The sequence below is a fragment of the Candidatus Paceibacterota bacterium genome, assembly GCA_035652395.1.
In the GTDB taxonomy this organism is placed as follows: domain Bacteria; phylum Patescibacteriota; class Minisyncoccia; order Phycocordibacterales; family CAJBRS01; genus JADGRH01.
This window is the reverse complement of sequence record DASRDX010000012.1, coordinates 112508-130823: the sequence shown is the minus strand read 5'-3', so window position 1 is coordinate 130823 and position 18316 is coordinate 112508. Positions and strand designations below refer to the sequence as shown.

The following is an 18316-nucleotide window of genomic DNA, read 5'->3' as shown; positions in this document are numbered from 1 at the left end:
GTTTAAATTGAACCACCAGAAACATTGTAGCTACCCCCACTGATCGTGAAAAATTTCGGAGTAATGGTTACAACACTGTTGAATGCATTGTAATTCGGAGTTTGACTAAATAAGTCCACAATTGGAAGCGGTTTGCCATCTGCTCCGTACGATCTGGACTTTATGGAAGCTTTGCGAGACACCACATCTGGACCGGTGTCGGCAGCAATGTAATAGAAATCTCCAACCGAAGGAGTAGAGACTTTAATTAAACTTCCATAAGGAATAAGATGCGGATCCACGGCGGCTGCTCCAAAGATACGACAAGGGTATGGAAAGTAAGGTGAATTCTGACTGAGAACAAAATTATGAAGATCTAAATTAGTAGCCGTTCCCCAACCCCCGAAAGATCCGTCACCTGGGTAGAAATAAGTAACTCGAGCTTGTAATGTGTAAGAGGGAACAGAAGTGGTCGGTTTAAAACAAGAAGTAGTTGTCTGAGAAGCGGGAGGATTGGCGGTTGAATTGTTCGACTGAGTAGGGTTTCCGTTAACAACTGGCGGTGGCGAAGTTTGAGTAGAGCCGTTAGAAGATATGCCACCATTCGCTCCAGGAACAGTAGGCTGAACGGCCAATCCTGAATTGGGATTAGAGCTTGCTGAAACACTTAGATCGTCTTGGAGGTTTTGACGTGTCTGGGGGCCGTAATAATATCCATTGTTTCCGCCAAAAATTCCGTTATCCGCTTGATATTGAGCTAGCGCTGCTCGAGTTTTCGGTCCAAAACTACCATAGCCGCCATTATCATAATCGCTGGAGGAGAGTTGGAGATAGCCTAAGACAACTAAAGCGTCTTGAAGCCGTTCTACTTCGGATCCAGTGGCACCGTAGTGAAAACTACCTTGCGGGATATAAGTAGTATTCTGGGCTTTTGTTTCCGAGATAAAGAATAATGATAAGAGGAGAAATAACAGAGTAAAAGAAAGGGGTATGAAAAATTTTTTCATAAAGACGACTTAATTATGGCGCACAATGATTGGGGAAGCAAGCGGCCGGCCGAAGATACGGCCGGCCGCTTGCTTCCCCATGCTATAATAGCTAAAAGGCTTACTTTCTTGACTCCAAACAGTAAAAAACCAAGTAAAAAAATCCTTTATCTCGGCATTCTTGCTCTAGTGGTAATTTTAGTTGTCTTTATTTCTAAAAATCATATCGCCAGTTCGGTTTTGGGCGAGAAAAATCTCTCATATTCAGCCGCAAACAATCTTCAAAACCAGAAAGATTCCGACAGCGACAGCTTGAGTGATTACGCGGAAATAAATATCTGGCACACCAATCCAAAAAATCCAGACACGGACGGTGACGGCACATTGGACGGGGTAGAAGTAAATGAAGGAAGAGACCCAAGCAAACTAAGTTCGAACGGAGCCTCGCCGCCTTACACTGATTACCTTTCAGCGGGAGATTCGCGTATCACCACTGCCGTACAGATCGCCGTTTCTACCGACAATTCTGCCAGTAACAATCTCACTCAAAGTCTCTCCAAAAATTTCTTTACTTCTTATCTAACAGCTCAAGATCAAAACGGTAAAGTTTCAGAACCGGACAAAAGCACTTTAATTCAAAATATTCTCTCCGGCGTTCCCTCTTCTACGCCAGCCGCTCAAAAATATACTTTGGATAGTTTGAATATCATAAACTCTCCATCTAAAGATCAAATTAAAACTTACGCTAACGCCCTTGCTTCAGTTTACCAGAAAGATTCGGACGATTATTTACTCATTTCCAATCCAACCTACGATCAATCCGCCAGTTATTATAAAAAGTTGGCAAATGATCTTTCTAAAATTGCCGTACCGAATGAAATAGGAGAAATCCATCTTTCGATCGTCAACGGTTACAATCAAATGTATGTAGCTCTTTCAGATTTGAATAATTATCAGACCGACCCCGTAAAAGGAGTGCTGGACGCTAAACTTTATCAGAACAACCGCAATATTTTACCCACTTTCTACCTTAAAATTGCCCAATATCTGCGGGAAAATGCTATAATCTTCAATAAAGATGAGCCTGGATTGATGTGGAATAACATCTAATTTTTAAAAGAGGGGAAGTTCAATAGAAGTCCAGAAAATATCGCTAAAATAAAGGCTTATTTTACGAGGTGAATAAAATTGAATACAGAAAAATTATTTGGGGAGTGGCGATCATAGCCGTAGTCTTAGTGGCCGTTTTAGTCGTCCCTAAAATCGCGCAGCTTTTCGTCAGATCTTACAATGCAAATGCCCAAGCTTCGGCGGTTACTCTAAGCAATGGAACTCCGACTTCCGGACCTTCTGGCACAGTCGTTAATTTATACGGCACCGGTTTTACTTCATCTAACAACACAGTTAACTTTGGCAATCAACACTTAAGCGGCATTAGTTCACCGGATGGCACCTCGCTATTTTTTAATGTTCCAACCACTTTAAGTGACGGCACTACGCCACTACCGAGCGGTGCTTATCCAATTTCCATTACTAACGCCAACGGCACCAGCAATGCTTATGCTTTTAATGTTACAAACGATTGTAGTGGCAACAGTTGCAATTCAACCAGCACATATCAAGGTCCTCTCTATCTGTGTCGAGGCACGGCAGATTGCATTATGGGATTTAAAGTACCGATTGGTGGCGTGGCCGATTCTCAAGTTGTTACCTTGGACGGACGATATACGGCCACAACTACCAGTTATTCTTTCGACACTTTACCTCCGGGTTTGCACACTGTTTCCGTAACCGTACCCGACGGATGGTATTCCGGTTTCACTCTTTGTATTAATAATGTGACGTGTCATGACGACATTCCAATTGCCGGAAAATCTGTCAGTATTAATTTCTTAACTACTAACACGCCGCCATATCTTAATAGTAATGGATTATTGAATGTGCCGGCCGGCTCATACATCGATCTTTATTGGCATTTCAGTCAGGACTTTTCCGATTTTGCCAGCGCGCCCGGCGATTTGAATAATGGAGCAACCACTACCGGCACTAGTACGCGTCCAACTCGCTCGCAAGTCGCTTCTTATACTGGGGGCGGAGCAAGTACCGTTGGACCGCAAGCCAGCGCACTTCAAGGAATTTCTCAAGCCACTACTAACGCTCTTGGTTGTACTATCGGTCAGATTCTGACACCGGCGATCAGGGGAGTAATCTCGGGAGACCGTGCTCTTCTGGCCACTCCAAAACGCCTAGGAGGAGGAGGCGCTGGTGGAGGAGGCTCAATTGATATCAATGACGCAACAGCGCCATACATCACCAGCACCTTGCCTCAAATCAATGGCAGCGTTACTCAAAATGCTAACGATGCACGTTATATTAGAGCGGCTCAAGTTGGTTTCCCAAATCAACCGAGCTGGGACGCTGTCTCATATTGTTTGGAAAACGCTATGATCAAATACATTCAGCAGTCCACCCTTAATTGGATGTATACCGCCTTCAATGGCAACCCTGCTTTCGTTCAGAATCTTTCACAATTTTTATTAGGAGTCCAAAATGAGACTGCAAAAAATTATTTCACTTATTTACAATCTCAAAATAGTGGTGCCCCCTTTCAAGGTCAAGTGATTCAAAATTTAGTTAAAAATTATTCGTCGGGTGGAGGCGGGTTAGCGCCATATAATGCTCAGGCGGTTAATCAACAAGGTCTTGATGGAATCTTTGCCGTTAGCCAAAACGATGATTACAATATTTTTGGTGCGGAATTAAAATTGACAGATCAACTACAGACTGCTCTCAATCAAAGTGATAGGTCTGAGACTTTAAAATATTTAGCCAACCAAGGACAATTAAACATAGACAGTTGTAGTGGCGTAAGAACAGTAGATGCTTTCGGGCAACCTACCAATTGTCTAACCCAAGTTACGGGTGCTCAATCTTTAGCTCAATTTAATGCAAATAACCAGTTGGCTACTCAAAGATTGGCCAATAACGCTGGAGGATATGATCAAATGGTCACTCAATTAGTAAACAATTTGATTCAAACGGCGTTGGGACAATTATTTAAAGTAATTCAACAGTGATGAAGCGAGTAAATAAAAAGATTTTAAAAATTTTCTTCATAATTGTAGCCATTGTCTTTTTTGCTTCTGCCCATGTAACTCATGCCCAGAGCAGCGGTCTTATCAATTGTTTAAAGGCAGGGAATGACGGATTGTGGTCAATTGTAACGGGTTCGGCCAGTGATTGCTTGAGTTCTGGAGGAAAAGCGGTAGCTACTTATTCTTTAAGTGTTATCTATGGATATTTCATAACATTCTTATATCTTATTCTAAAGATAGCTGCTTTTATTTTTTGGTTAGTGGCTGTGGCTTTCAATTTCATTATCGACCAGACGGTAATTCATATGAGAGACAATATTGATCGTATTGGAGCTTTGCCTGAAGCGTGGAAAGCTTTTCGAGATTTAGCCAATATCTTTTTTATCTTTATTATTCTGTTTATCGCCATCTCGACTATTCTTCAAATTAACGGTTTTAATACCAAAAAGTTATTGATTAATCTTATTATTATTGCCTTGTTAATTAATTTTAGCCTTTTCTTTACCAAAGTGATTATAGATGCCTCAAATTACTTTTCGTACAGCTTTTATTCTGCTTTGCCTTTAAATAATTCTGCAAATACAAATGGAGTAACGGCAACTGGTTTAATGGATGCCTTTGTTGGTCCGCTACACCTAAAAGATCTTTATAATTATCAAACTGACCAAAATGGAAATTATGTAGAAGATCCAGTTAACCAGACGGCAAACGCGAACGTTAAGTTAATGGCTATTGTGTTAGGCATTGTAGTTTATTTAATAGCTGCTTTTGTATTTTTGGCAGGAGCAATCATTTTCATTGTCAGATTTCTAATGTTAGTTATCCTGATGATTTTTTCGCCGGTGGCTTTTATCGCCATGATCTTACCCCAAACAAATAAATACGCTTCTCAGTGGTGGGATAAATTATTTTCTGAAGCTTTGGTTGCGCCCATTTTTTTTATGTTGATTTGGGTTAGTCTCCGAATTTTAAATTCCACCTCATTTCTAAATAATCAAAATATTTCAGGAAACCCTTTTGTGGCTCTCGCTTCGGGTAGCAGGGCGGCTATTGGAGTACTGTTTAGTTATGCCGTTGTCATAGGTTTTCTTATTGCTTCCTTAATTTTAGCCAAAAACGGGGGAACGCGAGGAGGAAAATTAGCTCTTCAAACTTTTCACGGGATAAGAAAACGCGCACAAGGGATCGCTGGTAGGAGTGCTGTGCGGGGTTTTGGTATTAATGCACTTAACAAATCTTTCGAGAAGGGAGGGAGATTTGAAAGATTTGGGAATACTCGTGTTGGAGACGCAGTAAAAAGAGCAACTACCGGAAGACTTGTTGCGACTAGGTTTGGAGCAAAAGAGTCCGTTAAAGATATAGATAAGCGGGTGGAAGAAATCAATACAAGACGTACTAAATTTGAAGCGCTTCAGGCCGATAAAAGAGCTGGTAACAGACTAGAAAGAGAAATGCCCCTCAAAACAGAAGATGTTCGAAAGGCTCGAGAAAAGGCTGAACAGGACTATCAGGCTGCTAAACAACAGTTAACGACAGCGGTTGGCGATACGGCAACAAAAGAGGCACGAAAGAATTTGGCTGACGCTTCACGCGCTAGAGAGGGCGCGCAAAAAGATTTAGAGGCGGCCCAAAATGAATTTAGTAAAAATGTCAGACTTGAGGAACAAAGAAAACAAACGGAGGAACTGGAAGCTAGTAGTTTTAAGGTCGGTTCCCGTCGTGCGGCCGCTAAAGAATTGAGGAAGAATGTGCGAGAGGGAAAACTTTATTTAGATGAATCCAAGAAAAAAGAAGAAGAAAGTGGTTTTAAAAAGATTAGAGAAATCTTGGAAAAAGAAGGTAAAATTGAAAGTAAGATGGAAAGAAAACTTGAGGATATTGCCAAAAATACAGATGAGGGAAGAAATAAGCCAAGCCCCGGGACACCAACTCATTAATATAGATTCATGAACGAAGAAATTTTTAAAATCATAGAGCCACAACTCCAAAACCTTCCGAGTAATATTAAGGAGGCTATTTTGAATAATGATATTGGAGCAAAGCTGGCGGAAATTAGTAAGAAACATCAGCTCCACATTGACCAGGCCGACATATTAGAGAATGAAACCTTGATGATTTTGGTGGGTCTTGAAAGCGCTGATGAGTATCTTAATAATTTAGTACGGGAACTTAGAATCCCCCGAGATAAAGCCTCGCTAATTGTTGATGATGTAAATAATAGTATTTTTTCTTCTATAAAATCCTCTCTTCAGACAATGGCAGAAAAAATTAAAGAGGAGGACGCACAAGAGGCTCGTCAATCTAATACAGAGAGCGAACAAAATCTAAATAAAGACAATCTTTTGAGAGAAATTGAGGAGCCAGTGAGAGTTGCGGCACATTCTAGACCAATTACTGTACCGGACCACCAAAATGTAATGCCGAAAAGAAGTTCTAGTGGACTGGCAAATATTGGCGAAAGGTTGAGAGATCGTGATATGAGCGTGACCACCGATGCTAAAAGAATGGATGATTTTAGAAGGGCAGCCATGGAGGAAGAGATGAAGAGCCGAACGGAAGAGAGAGTTGAGGTTGCGCCGAAGGCGCAACCAATAAGTACACCAACTTCTGAAGTTCCGGCTGCTACTATCCTTCCGGACAAATTGACTGAAACCGTGCGAGCCCCGCGACAAGAAATCGAAGTAAAAGAAACGCCACCACCAACTCCCACACCGCCCACTCCTTCTAAAATCGATCCGTATCGAGAACCTGTTAATTGATGGAAATAAGGATTGAAAAAATAAAATCCTTCACCGATCTTAGCGCCTGGCAGGAAGGTCATCAATTAATCCTCCTTATTTTCAAAGTGGTCCGAAACTTTCCTCAAGAGGATCAGAGTGGTTTAAGTAGCCAGTTAAAACGTTCGGCTCTGGCCATTACTACCAATATTGCGGAGGGTTTTGGACGCACCGCCTTTAGGGAAAAGGTGCAGTTTTACACCTTTTCCCTAAAGGCGGTGCGGGAAATTCAAAATTATCTTCTTGTAGCGCGCGATCTCGGCTATCTAAAGCCCGATTCATTTGATAAAATAGCATCACAAACCGCCCTTGTGAGTAAGGAAATCGGCAAGCTGGTCAAGGGAGGTAAGCGATAATGCGCTATCAAGTTCCACAATTCATTGAAGTAGAGGATAAGATCTTTGGACCGCTAACTTTCAAACAGTTCCTTTATTTGGCCGGTGGAGCGGGACTTTCTTACATTTTTTTCCGTTACCTTCCTCTTTACGTAGCCGTCCTACCCATTTTAGGATCGCTCGGCCTGGGAATCGCTTTGGCTTTTTACAAGGTCAATAATCGTCCGTTTATTCTCCTTATGGAATCGGCTTTTAATTACGCCATCAGTCACAAGCTCTACATCTGGAAAAAGGAAGAGAGAAAACCGGAAGAGAAAAAAGAAGAAAGTGCCGCTGTTTCCTCCATTTATGTGCCAAAGCTTTCCGAAAGCAAATTGAAAGATTTAACTTGGAGTCTGGACATCAATGACACTCTTTATTCACAGGAAACTCGCAAGAAGCGCGATGAAGATTTAGGCTTAAGAATTTAAAAATGGCTACTCCTTCAAAAGCAACACAGGAATTTGTACCGATCAAAGAAATTCGAGACGGCGTTATTGTATTGAAAGACGGATCATTGCGCTCCTTAATTATGACTTCTTCTTTAAACTTTGCCCTGAAATCAGCGGATGAGCAGAATTCCATTATTTTCCAATTTCAAAATTTTCTAAACTCCCTGAATTTTTCCATTCAGATTTTCGTTCAGTCGCGCAAACTCGACATTCGTCCTTACATCGCCCTTCTCGAGCAGCGGGAAAAAGAACAAAAAATCGATCTGATGAAAATCCAGACTCATGAATACATTGAGTTCATCAAAAATTTTACTGAAAACACCAATATCATGACTAAAAGTTTTTTTATTGTTATTCCATATACTCCGGCCATGCTTCAAGCCAAAAAAACTATTGGTGGGGGATTCTTGAAAAGAAAAAACCCAAAGGAAGTGGCGGCTGATAACATCCAAAGTTTTGAGGAGCATCGAACCCAGCTGGAACAGCGAATTGACGTTGTGGAACAGGGGTTGGTGCGTTGCGGTATTCGAGTGGTTCAGCTCGGAACAGAGGAGTTAATCGAGCTCTTTTATAAAATTTTTAATCCGGGAGATACGGAAAAACCTATTCCTCTCACTTAAGGTATAATTCCCAAAAAACCATGGCTTTATTGGACTTTTTAAAACCCGAACAGAAGGAGACACCTAAGATTACTTCCATCCTGCCGCAGGAGATTTATCAATCAGGGGTTTTGGAGCTGAAAGATATTATCGCTCCGTCTGCCCTAAAAATTACGCCGCGGGAAATGAATCTGGGTGATAAAATGGTGCGCACTTTCTTTGTCATTTCCTACCCTAGATTTCTTGGCGAATCATGGTTTTCTCCCATCATCAACTTGGACAAGGTCTTCGATATTTCCATTTTTGTTCATCCGATTGATACTGCCACTATTCTCCGCCAGTTTCAGAAAAAGGTGGCCGAAGTAGAAAGTCAGATTTCCATTCGGGAAGAAAAAGGACTGGTACGCGATCCAGTTCTTGACACTGCTTATCAGGATTTGGAACAACTTCGCGACAATCTTCAACAAGCCCAAGAAAGAATCTTTGATGTCGGTCTTTACATTTCCATTTACGGAGCCAATGAAGGTGAGTTGGATAAATTGGAATCCGAAGTGAAATCGATTCTGGAAGCCAGTCTAGTTTACGTCAAACCGGCTCTTTTCCAGCAGGAGCAGGGATATAAAAGCATTCTGCCAATTGCTACCGACCTTCTGGAAGTTCGATCAAAATTAAATTCCTCGCCGCTCTCCAGCCTATTTCCTTTTATTTCTTTTGATTTAACTTCCGATAAAGGAATTCTTTACGGAATTAACCGTCATAATTCTGGCTTGATTCTCTTTGATCGCTTTTCTTTGGAAAATTACAACTCCGTTACTTTTGCCAAGGCCGGTTCCGGAAAATCTTATTTCACTAAACTGGAAATTCTGCGTTCGTTGATGTTCGATACCGATGTCATTGTCATTGACCCGGAAAGAGAATATGAATTCCTAGCCGAAGCGACTGGTGGCCGATACTTCAATATTTCTTTGACTTCCGACAACCACATCAATCCATTTGATTTGCCAATCGCTCGCGAAGACGAATCACAAGCAGATATTTTGCGCTCCAACATTGTGAATTTAGTCGGTCTATTCCGGTTAATGCTTGGAGGATTAACTCCGGAAGAAGATTCCATTATTGATCGGGCCATCACTGAAACTTACGCTCTTAAAGATATCACTTCCGAGAGCAATTTCGCCAATATTGAGCCACCCCTTCTTTCAGACTTCGAACTGGTGCTGGCGGGCATGGAGGGGGGAGAATCGCTGGTTCAAAGACTTTCAAAATACACTAAAGGAACTTGGGCCGGATTTATTAACCGCCCGACAAACGTGGATATTAATAAGAAGTTCGTGGTCTTTTCACTTCGCGACATGGAAGATGAATTAAAACCGGTTGCAATGTATATCGTCACTCACTTCATTTGGAATTCTATTCGCAAGGAACTGAAAAAGCGTTTGTTGGTAATTGACGAGGCTTGGTGGATGATGAAATCGGAAGACACCGCTTCGTTCTTACTCGGTCTGGCTAAACGAGGCCGAAAATATTTCTTGGGGCTCGCCACCATTACTCAAGACGTGGAAGATTTCATGAAGTCGCAATACGGCATGCCAATTATCACGAACTCGTCAATTCAAATGTTAATGAAACAATCGGCTTCTTCCATTGATGTGGTGCAGAAAACTTTCAACTTAACCGAGGAAGAAAAATACCTGCTTTTGGAATCAGATGTTGGGGAAGGAATTTTCTTCGCCGGCCTCAAACACGTCGCCATTAAAGTCATCGCTTCTTACACCGAAGATCAGATCATCACTTCCGATCCGCACCAGCTTCTGGCCATCAAACAGGCCAAGGCTCAAGTTGCTGAAGAATCTACGCAGACCTAATCATGGCAGTTATTTATACACGCAACAGAATATCTGCCGCTTCAGAAATGTTGATGGGGGCAGTGGCTTGGGCTGCCTATGGGATTAATTTTCTAGTAAATATTCTCGGTGACTGGTTTGGAATAGGAGAGATAGTGAGCTTTATTTTTATGGCTTTAGTTTATTGTATGTTTGCTTTCTGGTTTGCCACTAAAGGTGTTTCAGTTTTCAAAGGGAAAATAGCTGGGGCAGCAGCCGGCAAATTTGTTCTATCTCTCATTCCCATTGTGAACGTCTTCGCCTTTAGCCGCACCAAAAAAGGGTTGATTGAACCAAGTGTTAGGGCTTTTGTTCGACAAGTAACTGAAATTACCCGAGAAGAAGATGATGTTTATAATCAGAAGCAAATCAATAAGATTTCGATTGAAAATGCCTCATCAGATACCCTCGGAGATACCGCTTAGTAGTAAAAAAGGGTCTAAAATTATATAATTGAGAGAATGAAGTTTAGTCATTTATACTCTCGGCTGACTTTTTCTCTTCTACTGATTCTTCTTTTTTCTTTTTTCTCAATTGGCTACGCCCAGAATACGGACTATAATAGTCCTTCTTTACCTAGTCTAATTCCTGGGCTTGAGGAGCAGATAAATATTAAGGTTAATCCTGAAAATCCTGCACCAAGTCAACTAGTTAATCTTTCTCTTGAAGCCTTTGGCACGGATCTAAATAGAGCTGACATTTCCTGGTTAGTAAATGGAGTCGTTCAAAAAAACGGCGTGGGTGCTACCTCCTTTGAATTTACAACTGGCGCGGCAGGCAGTCTCTCGGCTGTACAGGTTATTATTTTACCGGTTAACGGCACTAGAATTACGAAGACGGTAAATATTAGTCCGGCCAGCGTTGATATTGTTTGGGAAGCAAATTCGTATGTGCCCCCATTTTATGAAGGGAAACGTCTCTATCCACCTCAAGGCACTTTAACCTTCGTTGCTCTCCCTAATTTTGTTTCGAATGGGGTGACGGTGGACCCTAACACTTTGGTGTATAAATGGCGCCTAAACAATTCCGTACTTGGAGACAAATCTGGATACGGTAAACGAACCCTGACTGTTACCGGCGATATTTTGAATCAACCAATTAATGTAAGTGTTGAGGCGTCTTTGGTAAAAAATAACATTAGTGGTTCGGGAGCTATAAGTGTAGCGTCTCAAAATCCTCAAGTACTTTTATATGAAGACAGTCCGCTAAACGGCATTCTTTTTAATAAAATTTTAGACAGCCAGTTCGATTTAACCGCCTCGGAAGTTACATTTGGCGCTTTTCCATTTTATTTTAGTGCCACTTCTCCTACTGATAAGACTATTAATTATGCTTGGTATCTAAATAATTCAGCCATGGCTCTTGATCCTCATCAAAGTGAAGTAGTTTTCCGAAAGCCAGATAATCAAAATGGACAATCCGCGATTTCTGTATCGGCCACTGTGCCGTCAAGTATTTTACAGTCCGCTTCCACCAATATCATTGTTAACTTCTCAAACAATAGTAGCCAAAATGCTTCTTTCTAAATCAAAATTTCATAATCTTTTTAAAATCTTTTTTCTAATTAGTATGTTGGGGTTTTTTGCGATCCCGCTTGTCGGGTTAGCCCAAGGATATGTGCCCTTGGCCCCAATCGATGGTTACACTGACACAAACAGTGCAGCCGGAGGTTTGAGCGGATATCTAAATACTATGTTTAAGTTCGGGGTAGCTCTAGCCAGCGGCTTAGCTGTAATCATGATAGTCATTGGAGGAATCCAATATATGTCAAGTGATGCTGTTTCTAATAAATCCGAAGGAATCAACCGAATGACTTCGGCGATTTGGGGATTGATTCTGGCTTTGGGAGCCTACGTTATTCTTAACACTATTAATCCGGCCCTTCTTAAAACCAATCTTCAAATTACTCCTGTTTCTGTTGGCGGGGCCGCTCAGACTGGAGGAGGAACTCTGGTGCCGGCTGGTCAATATGGTCCGGGCGGGACCGTTGGTACAACTGGTGGAGGCAATGGTATCGCTGATGAATATGATAGTAACGGAATCCATTACATTGATTACAATGACGGCTCTACTGCGGTGATTAACCCCGATGGCTCCAATTATTTACTGGATTCAAACGACAACTACATAGAAGGGTACACTATTAACTCTGATAATGTGGCTATTGATACCGACGGACGAACTGATCCGGGTTTGGATCCGACCACACATAAAAGTTGTACTAGTTATGTCCCGAATAATTCTTGCCTGGATGCCACAACTGACAACTATGTAGCAGTGCCCACTGGTTCAGGTATTCCCATGGGAACTCCTGTTTTAATAACTGATAGCAAGACTGGTAAAACCGCCTGGGCCGTTGTAGGAGACGCTGGCGCGACTGGATACGGCGAGATCTCACTTCACGCCGCTCAAACACTGGGATTGGCGGTGCCGGGAAAGAATGCTGTTTATGACGGAAGTAATCTCAGCTTTACTTTCTATAATTCTAAACATTAATGACTTCAAGAATAGTTAAAATTGTTATAGTTGTTTTGATAATTGTGGTGATAATTATCGGCGTCTTATTTGCTTTGGCTATTATGAAAGGAAAGTCGTCGTCGCAAGGTCAAAGTTCTGGAGGAATTTTTGGTACAATTTTTTCTTTATTTAACGGCGGCCCGGAAGGAACGGCTAGTTCCAGCCCGACGGCTACCATTCAATCTGATAGCGGTGCGATGGTCACCATTCCGCGTTTGCGCCAGGTTACTAAAGCGCCGGTAGCGGGCGCGGGTTTTATTCAACGAGTGGTGGCTTCAACCACGGTAGATAATCAAGGACAAGTTAAAAATGTTTCTCTGGTTCAGACTTTTATTCGGTATGTTGATCGGGCTACTAGCCACTTCTTTGAAACCAAACCTGATTCTTTGGATGTGGCTGAAATAACTAACACCACGCTGCCTAAAATCTACCAAGCTCTTATTACTAATCAGGGTAATTCAGCGCTACTTCGGTACTTAGGCTCTGACGAAAATACAATTGAGACTTCTTATGTTCTAGTTTCCACCTCCACCGCCACCACTACAACGGTCGGAGGAAATAGTGGGCCAAAATCTTTATTCACTTATGCCCTGCCGGAAAATATTACGGAGTTGGCTCTCTCGCCGGGGAGAGACCAGATTTTTTATCTCCGAGCCGGGGGGCAGGGAGGAATAGGTTCCGTCGCTTCGCCAAATAATGCCAAGCCAAAACAGATTTTTAATTTCCCCTTAAAAGAGTGGCAAGTTAGTTGGCCAAAGACTAACACTTTAACTCTGACCACCAGACCTTCAGCTTATATTCCCGGCTATGTTTTCTTTATGAATAGTACGACAGGTTCCCTAACTAAAGTTCTGGGAAATGTGCCGGGCTTAACTACTTTAACCTCACCGGATCTTAGTTATATTCTTTTTAACGAAAGTAATACGGTGGATTTTGATTTAAATCTTTTCAACACTAAAAGCGGTAGCGCTTCCAGTCTTTCCTTGAAAACTCTGCCCGAAAAATGTGTTTGGAGTCAGAAAGCAACTACGGTGGTTTATTGTGCCGTGCCAATTTTAGTGAAGAAAGGAAACTATCCGGACGTTTGGTATCAGGGAAGTGTTTTCTTCAACGATAATTTCTGGAAAATCAATGTTCAGACTGGAGAACGTACTGTCGTTGCCAGAACGGCCGATCTAACCAAACAAGCAATCGACGCCGTCAATCTTTCGCTTGATCCAAACGAAAATTATTTAATGTTTACCAACAAACGAGATCTGACCTTGTGGAATCTTTTAATTACGCAGCCTCCCGGTCCAATTGTTTCTAGCAGCACGCCAGCTACTACAGGCCCTGTTGTAGCTCCAACCAGCACTCCTTACACTCCGCCGGCTCATTAAGAGGTTTTTTTAAGCTGCCGTCGAACTACTAATTCCTGCCCGATAATGAATAGGTTGCTGGTCGCCCAGTAAAGAGCGACTGCTCCGGAAACTTTTAGGGAAATAATAAAAATGACGACAGGCAGCACGTAACGAAACTGCATATTCATACTGCGGGCCAAATCGTCTTTGAAAGTTGGGGTTGTGCCGTCAGCCAGCTTTTTCACCGGCGGTACAGACAATTGAATCTGAATAAATTGTGTAACGCCGGCCAGGAGGCCAAAAATAAATTGGGGGTGCGCGATGTTAAGACCCAAAAATGTCATGTCCACCACCTGCGGCGGGTGAATAAATGGGTAAAGGAGAGATACATCAATGATTGGCAACCCTCCTTTTAAGAAAATGTAATAGAGGCTTAAAATAATAGGCGTTTGAATCAGCAAAAGCCAAACTCCGGAAAAAGGATTGATTTGGTTCTTCTTATAAAATGCCATTACTTGCCGAGCTTGTTCCTGTTTGTCTTTTTCGTATTGTTTTCGAAGAACGGCCAGTTCCGGTTCAAGTTTTTTTAATTTAGCGGTAGTAACAACCGATTGGCGAGTTAAGGGAAAGAGAATTAATTTGACAATACAGGTTAAAAGAATGACGGCGAGACCCACACTGGCAGCCGGTAAGATAGAGAGAAGAAAAACTAGAGCATTGTAGAGGGGAATATAGAAGAGCGGTTTGAAAAAGTATTGGATCATTTAATTATAGTAACATGAATGCCACGAGCCTATCTTATTTATTAATTCCGATTAAATCGGCCACTTCTTTTTCAAGCTCTTGATAAGTGAGGAGGAGGGATTTGGATTTTAAAAAAAGAATGTAGGAGCCGGGCGCGGCATTTTCCTCTAATTTCCGGAAAATGGCCCGCGCCCGGCGCTTCAATTTATTACGATCCACCGCTCTTTTATAATTTTTTTTGGAAACTACGGCGACAAAACTTTTTTCATCAGCCTGAAGGGGTAAAAATTTTAAAGATAGGTGTTTTGAGTTTCGTCCTCGCCCTTTTTTCATCACTCTCTTGAAGAGTTCGCGGCTGGTGCGCTGTATTTTAGTCATAATAGATTAGAGGTAGAGTCCTCTAAAAATCTAGGAGATTTAGGAGATGGGTTATTTAAACAGTTAGTCGTCGTCTGCCTTTCTGGCGTCGTCTTTTAACGGTTTTGCGCCCGCCTTTCGTTCGATTCCTGACCAAAAAACCATGAGTTTTAGCTCTTTTTCGCTTTTTCGGTTGATAAGTTCGTGACATGGAAGTAGTATAGCTCAAAATTAGCTCTGTGCCAAAAAAATCTCTTTGTTCGAATGTCGGAGCTTGCTGACTCTTTACCGTAAAGTTAAAACTTCTTGTATTCTCTGAATATTTCGAATACAAAAATTTATTAGTGTTTCTTGCTATACAATTAAAATTCAAAAAGTGGCTGGTTTGACAGTCTGCCAAAAACTCTGTCGGCTCCACTATCCACAATTTATCAACACACTTATAAACTGTTCACAAGATTGCTATTTTGGAGAGAGGGCTATAATGAGAAAAATTTATTAAATCTTTATCTGGTGTTTAAACTATGTTAGATAACAAGAAACTTTGGGACAAGGTGCTGGCTGAAATTGAGCTTTCGGTATCAAAAGGAAACTTTAACATCTGGTTTAAACCCACCTATATTCTTAAACAAGAAGACGGGGTGGTAACTTTAGCCGTCCCTAGCGCTTTTGTTAAAGACTGGTTAGTCAATAAATTCCATAAAAATATTTTAAGGATTCTCCGCTCGCTCCAAGAAAATATCCGCTCGCTCGAATACACCATTACTTCAACCACCGCTCCTAAACAGGAAGCTTCTTTTGCGCCGCAACCGACTAAAGAGCTGCCTTTTTCAGATCTTTATATCAACAAAGAAGATAATCTTAACCCGCGTTACACTTTTGATTCTTTTGTAGTCGGTCCGTTTAATGAATTGGCGTACGCTGCCGCCCAGGCCATTATTAAAAAACCTATCGCTTACAATCCGCTTTTCATTTATGGAAATACCGGCCTCGGTAAAACTCATTTGATGCAGGCTATTGGCAATCACTTGAAAATTCAGAGTAACAAAAAAATTTACTACATTACTTCTGAAAAATTCGCTCAAGACGTCGTCAACCACATCCAGACCAATAAAATGAACAATTTTAAGGACAAATACCGAAAATACGATGTCCTGATCATGGACGATATCCAGTTTATTTCCAACAAAGACAAGTGTCAGGAAGAGTTATTTCATTTATTTAACCACCTTCATGACAACAACAAACAGATTATTTTCTCCTCCGATATTCATCCTAATTTTATTCCGAACCTGGAAGAGCGTTTAAAGTCTCGGTTTGTGGCCGGTATGATTGTTGATATTCCTCCGCCCGATCACGAGTCGCGAGTAGCTATCCTGGAAACTAAAAGTCGGGCTCACAATTTCAGTCTTTCGCAGGAGGTTTCGCAGTATTTAGCCACTTCCATTCAAGGAAACATTCGTGAGCTTGAAGGAATTTTAAACAGCCTCATTCATCAGTCCGAGGTCCGTGGGCGGGAATTAAATCTTCTGGAAATCAAAACTCTCATTAAAAACAGTGCCAAACCGACTAAAAATGTTTCGGTGAAAGACGTTATTAAGATTGTGGCTGGCTTTTATAATGTGGAGGAGGATAGTATTTACGACAAGACTCGGCGGAAAGAAGTGGTTCGGCCAAGACAGTTATCAATGTATATTTTGCGGGAAGATTTTAACGTCTCTTATCCGACCATTGGTCAAAAATTGGGTGGCCGCGACCACACCACTGTTATTCATTCCTGTGAGAAAATAAAAAATGAGTTGAAGGTGGATAATTTACTGGCCCAGGAGCTAAATCAGATTAGGGCGTTGATATAGGGAGGTAAAGGATGGGGAAAGTAGTTGTGCTGGTGGGGAGAATTTTAGGGAAAACAACATAAACTTATAAAAGGTTAAATATTGGAAGATTGTATAATTCAATTATCCCCAATAAAAAATTAAAGGAATTGAAAAAGGTGTTCTAAATTATGGTTTAAAAAAGTTATACACAAATCCACACCCATAATAGCAATAATAAATTTTATAAAGAGAAATATTAATACTTGTTAACAATATGAAATTAGAAGGATTGAAAGAAAAATTAAGCACAGCTATATCTTTAGCTGAAAAAATTACTGCGAAAAGCGCCACTTTGCCGGTTTTGAAATGTGTTCTTTTCGTGGCGGAAACCAACAACCTAATAATTAAAGCCACTAATTTAGACATCGGAATTGAGCTGGAGGTGCCGGTAAAGACCGAGGAAAAAGGGGAAGTGGCTGTGCCTGGGAGCGTCCTAAATAATTTCATAAACAGTTCTTTAGAGGACAAAAATATTCGCTTTGAAACAAAAGAAGGAAATTTAAAAGTTTCTACCAGGCGACACCAGACCCTAATTAAAGCTGTTCCACACCAAGATTTTCCCTCCATTCCAAAAGTAGAAAACGGACAAAAAATCACTTTTAACACCAAGGATTTAATCCGCGGATTTAAATCCGTTTGGTATAGTGCCTCTGTTTCCAGCATGAAGCCAGAGCTTTCTAGTGTTTTTATTTACCCAGATCATGATGAGGTGGTGTTTGTGGCCACAGACTCATTTAGGTTGGCCGAAAAGCGACTAAAAATAAAAAACAAAAAAGATTTTTCGCAAATTTTGATTCCTTTTAAAAACATTCCGGAAATTGTGCGCGTCTTGGAGCAAACAGGTGAAGCCCAGGTGGAATTATCGCTCAATAAAAATCAACTTTCTTTCGAACTTCCCGGTATAAGATTATTTTCCCGAGTGGTGGATGGAATTTTCCCAGACTACAAACAAATTATTCCAAAAGAATCGACCTCCGAAGCGGTAATTCTAAAACAGGATTTAATTAACGCTTTAAAGATTGCCAATATATTTTCCAACAACTTTAATCAGATTAGTCTGTCTTTGTCCCCCAAAAACAAACTTTTTGAATTAAGTAGTCGAAATGGTGAGGTGGGGGAAAGTCAGGACAAACTGGAAGCCGCTCTTAAGGGAGAAGATTTAGAGATTAGTTTTAATTATAAATACATTAATGACTGCTTTCAGTCTATTGACGCCGACAGTGTTCAGCTAACTTTCAGCGGGCCAAATAAACCCCTATTAATTCGGGGAGTAAACGATCGATCATTTCTCTATTTAGTTAGTCCGATGAATAAGTAAGAGCGCGGCCGCCAAAGG

At 41.2% G+C, this 18316-nt stretch carries 18 protein-coding genes; 14 read left to right on the top strand and 4 right to left on the bottom strand.

Annotated features, from left to right (window positions below; genetic code table 11):
- Positions 1-2: 2 nt before the first annotated feature.
- Entirely contained in the window at positions 3-986 is a 984-nt protein-coding gene (locus VFA52_03460) for a peptidoglycan-binding protein (GenBank protein HZS43246.1), read from the bottom strand.
- Between the two features lie 15 nt (positions 987-1001).
- On the opposite strand from VFA52_03460, the gene VFA52_03455 reads away from it, so the two are divergent.
- From VFA52_03455 to VFA52_03400, 12 genes are all read left to right on the top strand, one after another.
- Positions 1002-2075 (top strand): thrombospondin type 3 repeat-containing protein, encoded by a 1074-nt coding sequence (locus tag VFA52_03455; protein HZS43245.1) that lies wholly within the window; start codon positions 1002-1004, stop codon positions 2073-2075.
- A gap of 68 nt (positions 2076-2143) precedes the next feature.
- Entirely contained in the window at positions 2144-4042 is a 1899-nt protein-coding gene (locus VFA52_03450; protein HZS43244.1) for a hypothetical protein, read from the top strand.
- On the top strand, positions 4042-5997 hold the full coding sequence (locus VFA52_03445) for a hypothetical protein (protein ID HZS43243.1): 1956 nt from the start codon (positions 4042-4044) through the stop codon (positions 5995-5997). The genes VFA52_03450 and VFA52_03445 overlap by 1 nt, the downstream gene beginning before the upstream one ends.
- A 9-nt stretch (positions 5998-6006) precedes the next feature.
- Entirely contained in the window at positions 6007-6819 is an 813-nt protein-coding gene (locus VFA52_03440; protein ID HZS43242.1) for a hypothetical protein, read from the top strand.
- Positions 6819-7193 carry a four helix bundle protein gene (locus VFA52_03435; GenBank protein HZS43241.1) on the top strand — a complete coding sequence of 125 codons (375 nt, stop codon included), beginning with the start codon at positions 6819-6821 and terminating at the stop codon, positions 7191-7193. The genes VFA52_03440 and VFA52_03435 overlap by 1 nt, the downstream gene beginning before the upstream one ends.
- Entirely contained in the window at positions 7193-7642 is a 450-nt protein-coding gene (locus VFA52_03430) for a PrgI family protein (protein ID HZS43240.1), read from the top strand. The genes VFA52_03435 and VFA52_03430 overlap by 1 nt, the downstream gene beginning before the upstream one ends.
- Before the next feature lie 2 nt (positions 7643-7644).
- Positions 7645-8283 (top strand): hypothetical protein, encoded by a 639-nt coding sequence (locus VFA52_03425; GenBank protein HZS43239.1) that lies wholly within the window; start codon positions 7645-7647, stop codon positions 8281-8283.
- A 20-nt stretch (positions 8284-8303) separates the two neighbouring features.
- On the top strand, positions 8304-10127 hold the full coding sequence (locus tag VFA52_03420; GenBank protein HZS43238.1) for a DUF87 domain-containing protein: 1824 nt from the start codon (positions 8304-8306) through the stop codon (positions 10125-10127).
- A 2-nt stretch (positions 10128-10129) separates the two neighbouring features.
- The gene (locus VFA52_03415) at positions 10130-10570 is read left to right on the top strand and encodes a hypothetical protein (GenBank protein ID HZS43237.1); all 441 of its coding nucleotides are present in this window, start codon (positions 10130-10132) and stop codon (positions 10568-10570) included.
- 36 nt (positions 10571-10606) lie between these two features.
- Entirely contained in the window at positions 10607-11671 is a 1065-nt protein-coding gene (locus VFA52_03410; protein HZS43236.1) for a hypothetical protein, read from the top strand.
- 43 nt (positions 11672-11714) lie between these two features.
- Complete coding sequence (locus VFA52_03405; protein ID HZS43235.1) at positions 11715-12641, top strand: pilin; 927 nt, start codon at positions 11715-11717, stop codon at positions 12639-12641.
- The gene (locus VFA52_03400) at positions 12641-14041 is read left to right on the top strand and encodes a hypothetical protein (GenBank protein HZS43234.1); all 1401 of its coding nucleotides are present in this window, start codon (positions 12641-12643) and stop codon (positions 14039-14041) included. The genes VFA52_03405 and VFA52_03400 overlap by 1 nt, the downstream gene beginning before the upstream one ends.
- Here VFA52_03400 and VFA52_03395 read toward each other — a convergent pair.
- The 3 genes from VFA52_03395 to rpmH are packed head-to-tail and all read right to left on the bottom strand — an operon-like array spanning position 14038 to position 15314.
- Complete coding sequence (locus VFA52_03395; GenBank protein HZS43233.1) at positions 14038-14766, bottom strand: YidC/Oxa1 family membrane protein insertase; 729 nt, start codon at positions 14764-14766, stop codon at positions 14038-14040. The two genes, VFA52_03400 and VFA52_03395, sit on opposite strands and share 4 nt — an antisense overlap.
- A 34-nt stretch (positions 14767-14800) precedes the next feature.
- Positions 14801-15124 (bottom strand): ribonuclease P protein component, encoded by a 324-nt coding sequence (gene rnpA, locus VFA52_03390; protein ID HZS43232.1) that lies wholly within the window; start codon positions 15122-15124, stop codon positions 14801-14803.
- Between the two features lie 55 nt (positions 15125-15179).
- Entirely contained in the window at positions 15180-15314 is a 135-nt protein-coding gene (gene rpmH / locus VFA52_03385) for a 50S ribosomal protein L34 (protein HZS43231.1), read from the bottom strand.
- Positions 15315-15627: 313 nt separating this feature from the next.
- On the opposite strand from rpmH, the gene dnaA reads away from it, so the two are divergent.
- Complete coding sequence (gene dnaA, locus VFA52_03380) at positions 15628-16959, top strand: chromosomal replication initiator protein DnaA (GenBank protein HZS43230.1); 1332 nt, start codon at positions 15628-15630, stop codon at positions 16957-16959.
- A 235-nt stretch (positions 16960-17194) separates the two neighbouring features.
- The gene (gene dnaN / locus VFA52_03375) at positions 17195-18298 is read left to right on the top strand and encodes a DNA polymerase III subunit beta (protein ID HZS43229.1); all 1104 of its coding nucleotides are present in this window, start codon (positions 17195-17197) and stop codon (positions 18296-18298) included.
- Positions 18299-18316: the final 18 nt, after the last annotated feature.

Excerpts from the sequence above, each read along its gene's own strand:
- VFA52_03460 (HZS43246.1), bottom strand. The coding sequence starts at position 986 with ATGAAAAAATTTTTCATACCCCTTTCTTTTACTCTGTTATTTCTCCTC.
- VFA52_03455 (HZS43245.1), top strand. The coding sequence starts at position 1,002 with ATGGCGCACAATGATTGGGGAAGCAAGCGGCCGGCCGAAGATACGGCC.
- VFA52_03445 (HZS43243.1), top strand. The coding sequence starts at position 4,042 with ATGAAGCGAGTAAATAAAAAGATTTTAAAAATTTTCTTCATAATTGTA.
- VFA52_03440 (HZS43242.1), top strand. The coding sequence starts at position 6,007 with ATGAACGAAGAAATTTTTAAAATCATAGAGCCACAACTCCAAAACCTT.
- VFA52_03435 (HZS43241.1), top strand. The coding sequence starts at position 6,819 with ATGGAAATAAGGATTGAAAAAATAAAATCCTTCACCGATCTTAGCGCC.
- VFA52_03430 (HZS43240.1), top strand. The coding sequence starts at position 7,193 with ATGCGCTATCAAGTTCCACAATTCATTGAAGTAGAGGATAAGATCTTT.
- VFA52_03425 (HZS43239.1), top strand. The coding sequence starts at position 7,645 with ATGGCTACTCCTTCAAAAGCAACACAGGAATTTGTACCGATCAAAGAA.
- VFA52_03420 (HZS43238.1), top strand. The coding sequence starts at position 8,304 with ATGGCTTTATTGGACTTTTTAAAACCCGAACAGAAGGAGACACCTAAG.
- VFA52_03415 (HZS43237.1), top strand. The coding sequence starts at position 10,130 with ATGGCAGTTATTTATACACGCAACAGAATATCTGCCGCTTCAGAAATG.
- VFA52_03410 (HZS43236.1), top strand. The coding sequence starts at position 10,607 with ATGAAGTTTAGTCATTTATACTCTCGGCTGACTTTTTCTCTTCTACTG.
- VFA52_03405 (HZS43235.1), top strand. The coding sequence starts at position 11,715 with ATGTTGGGGTTTTTTGCGATCCCGCTTGTCGGGTTAGCCCAAGGATAT.
- VFA52_03400 (HZS43234.1), top strand. The coding sequence starts at position 12,641 with ATGACTTCAAGAATAGTTAAAATTGTTATAGTTGTTTTGATAATTGTG.
- VFA52_03395 (HZS43233.1), bottom strand. The coding sequence starts at position 14,766 with ATGATCCAATACTTTTTCAAACCGCTCTTCTATATTCCCCTCTACAAT.
- rnpA (HZS43232.1), bottom strand. The coding sequence starts at position 15,124 with ATGACTAAAATACAGCGCACCAGCCGCGAACTCTTCAAGAGAGTGATG.
- rpmH (HZS43231.1), bottom strand. The coding sequence starts at position 15,314 with ATGTCACGAACTTATCAACCGAAAAAGCGAAAAAGAGCTAAAACTCAT.
- dnaA (HZS43230.1), top strand. The coding sequence starts at position 15,628 with ATGTTAGATAACAAGAAACTTTGGGACAAGGTGCTGGCTGAAATTGAG.
- dnaN (HZS43229.1), top strand. The coding sequence starts at position 17,195 with ATGAAATTAGAAGGATTGAAAGAAAAATTAAGCACAGCTATATCTTTA.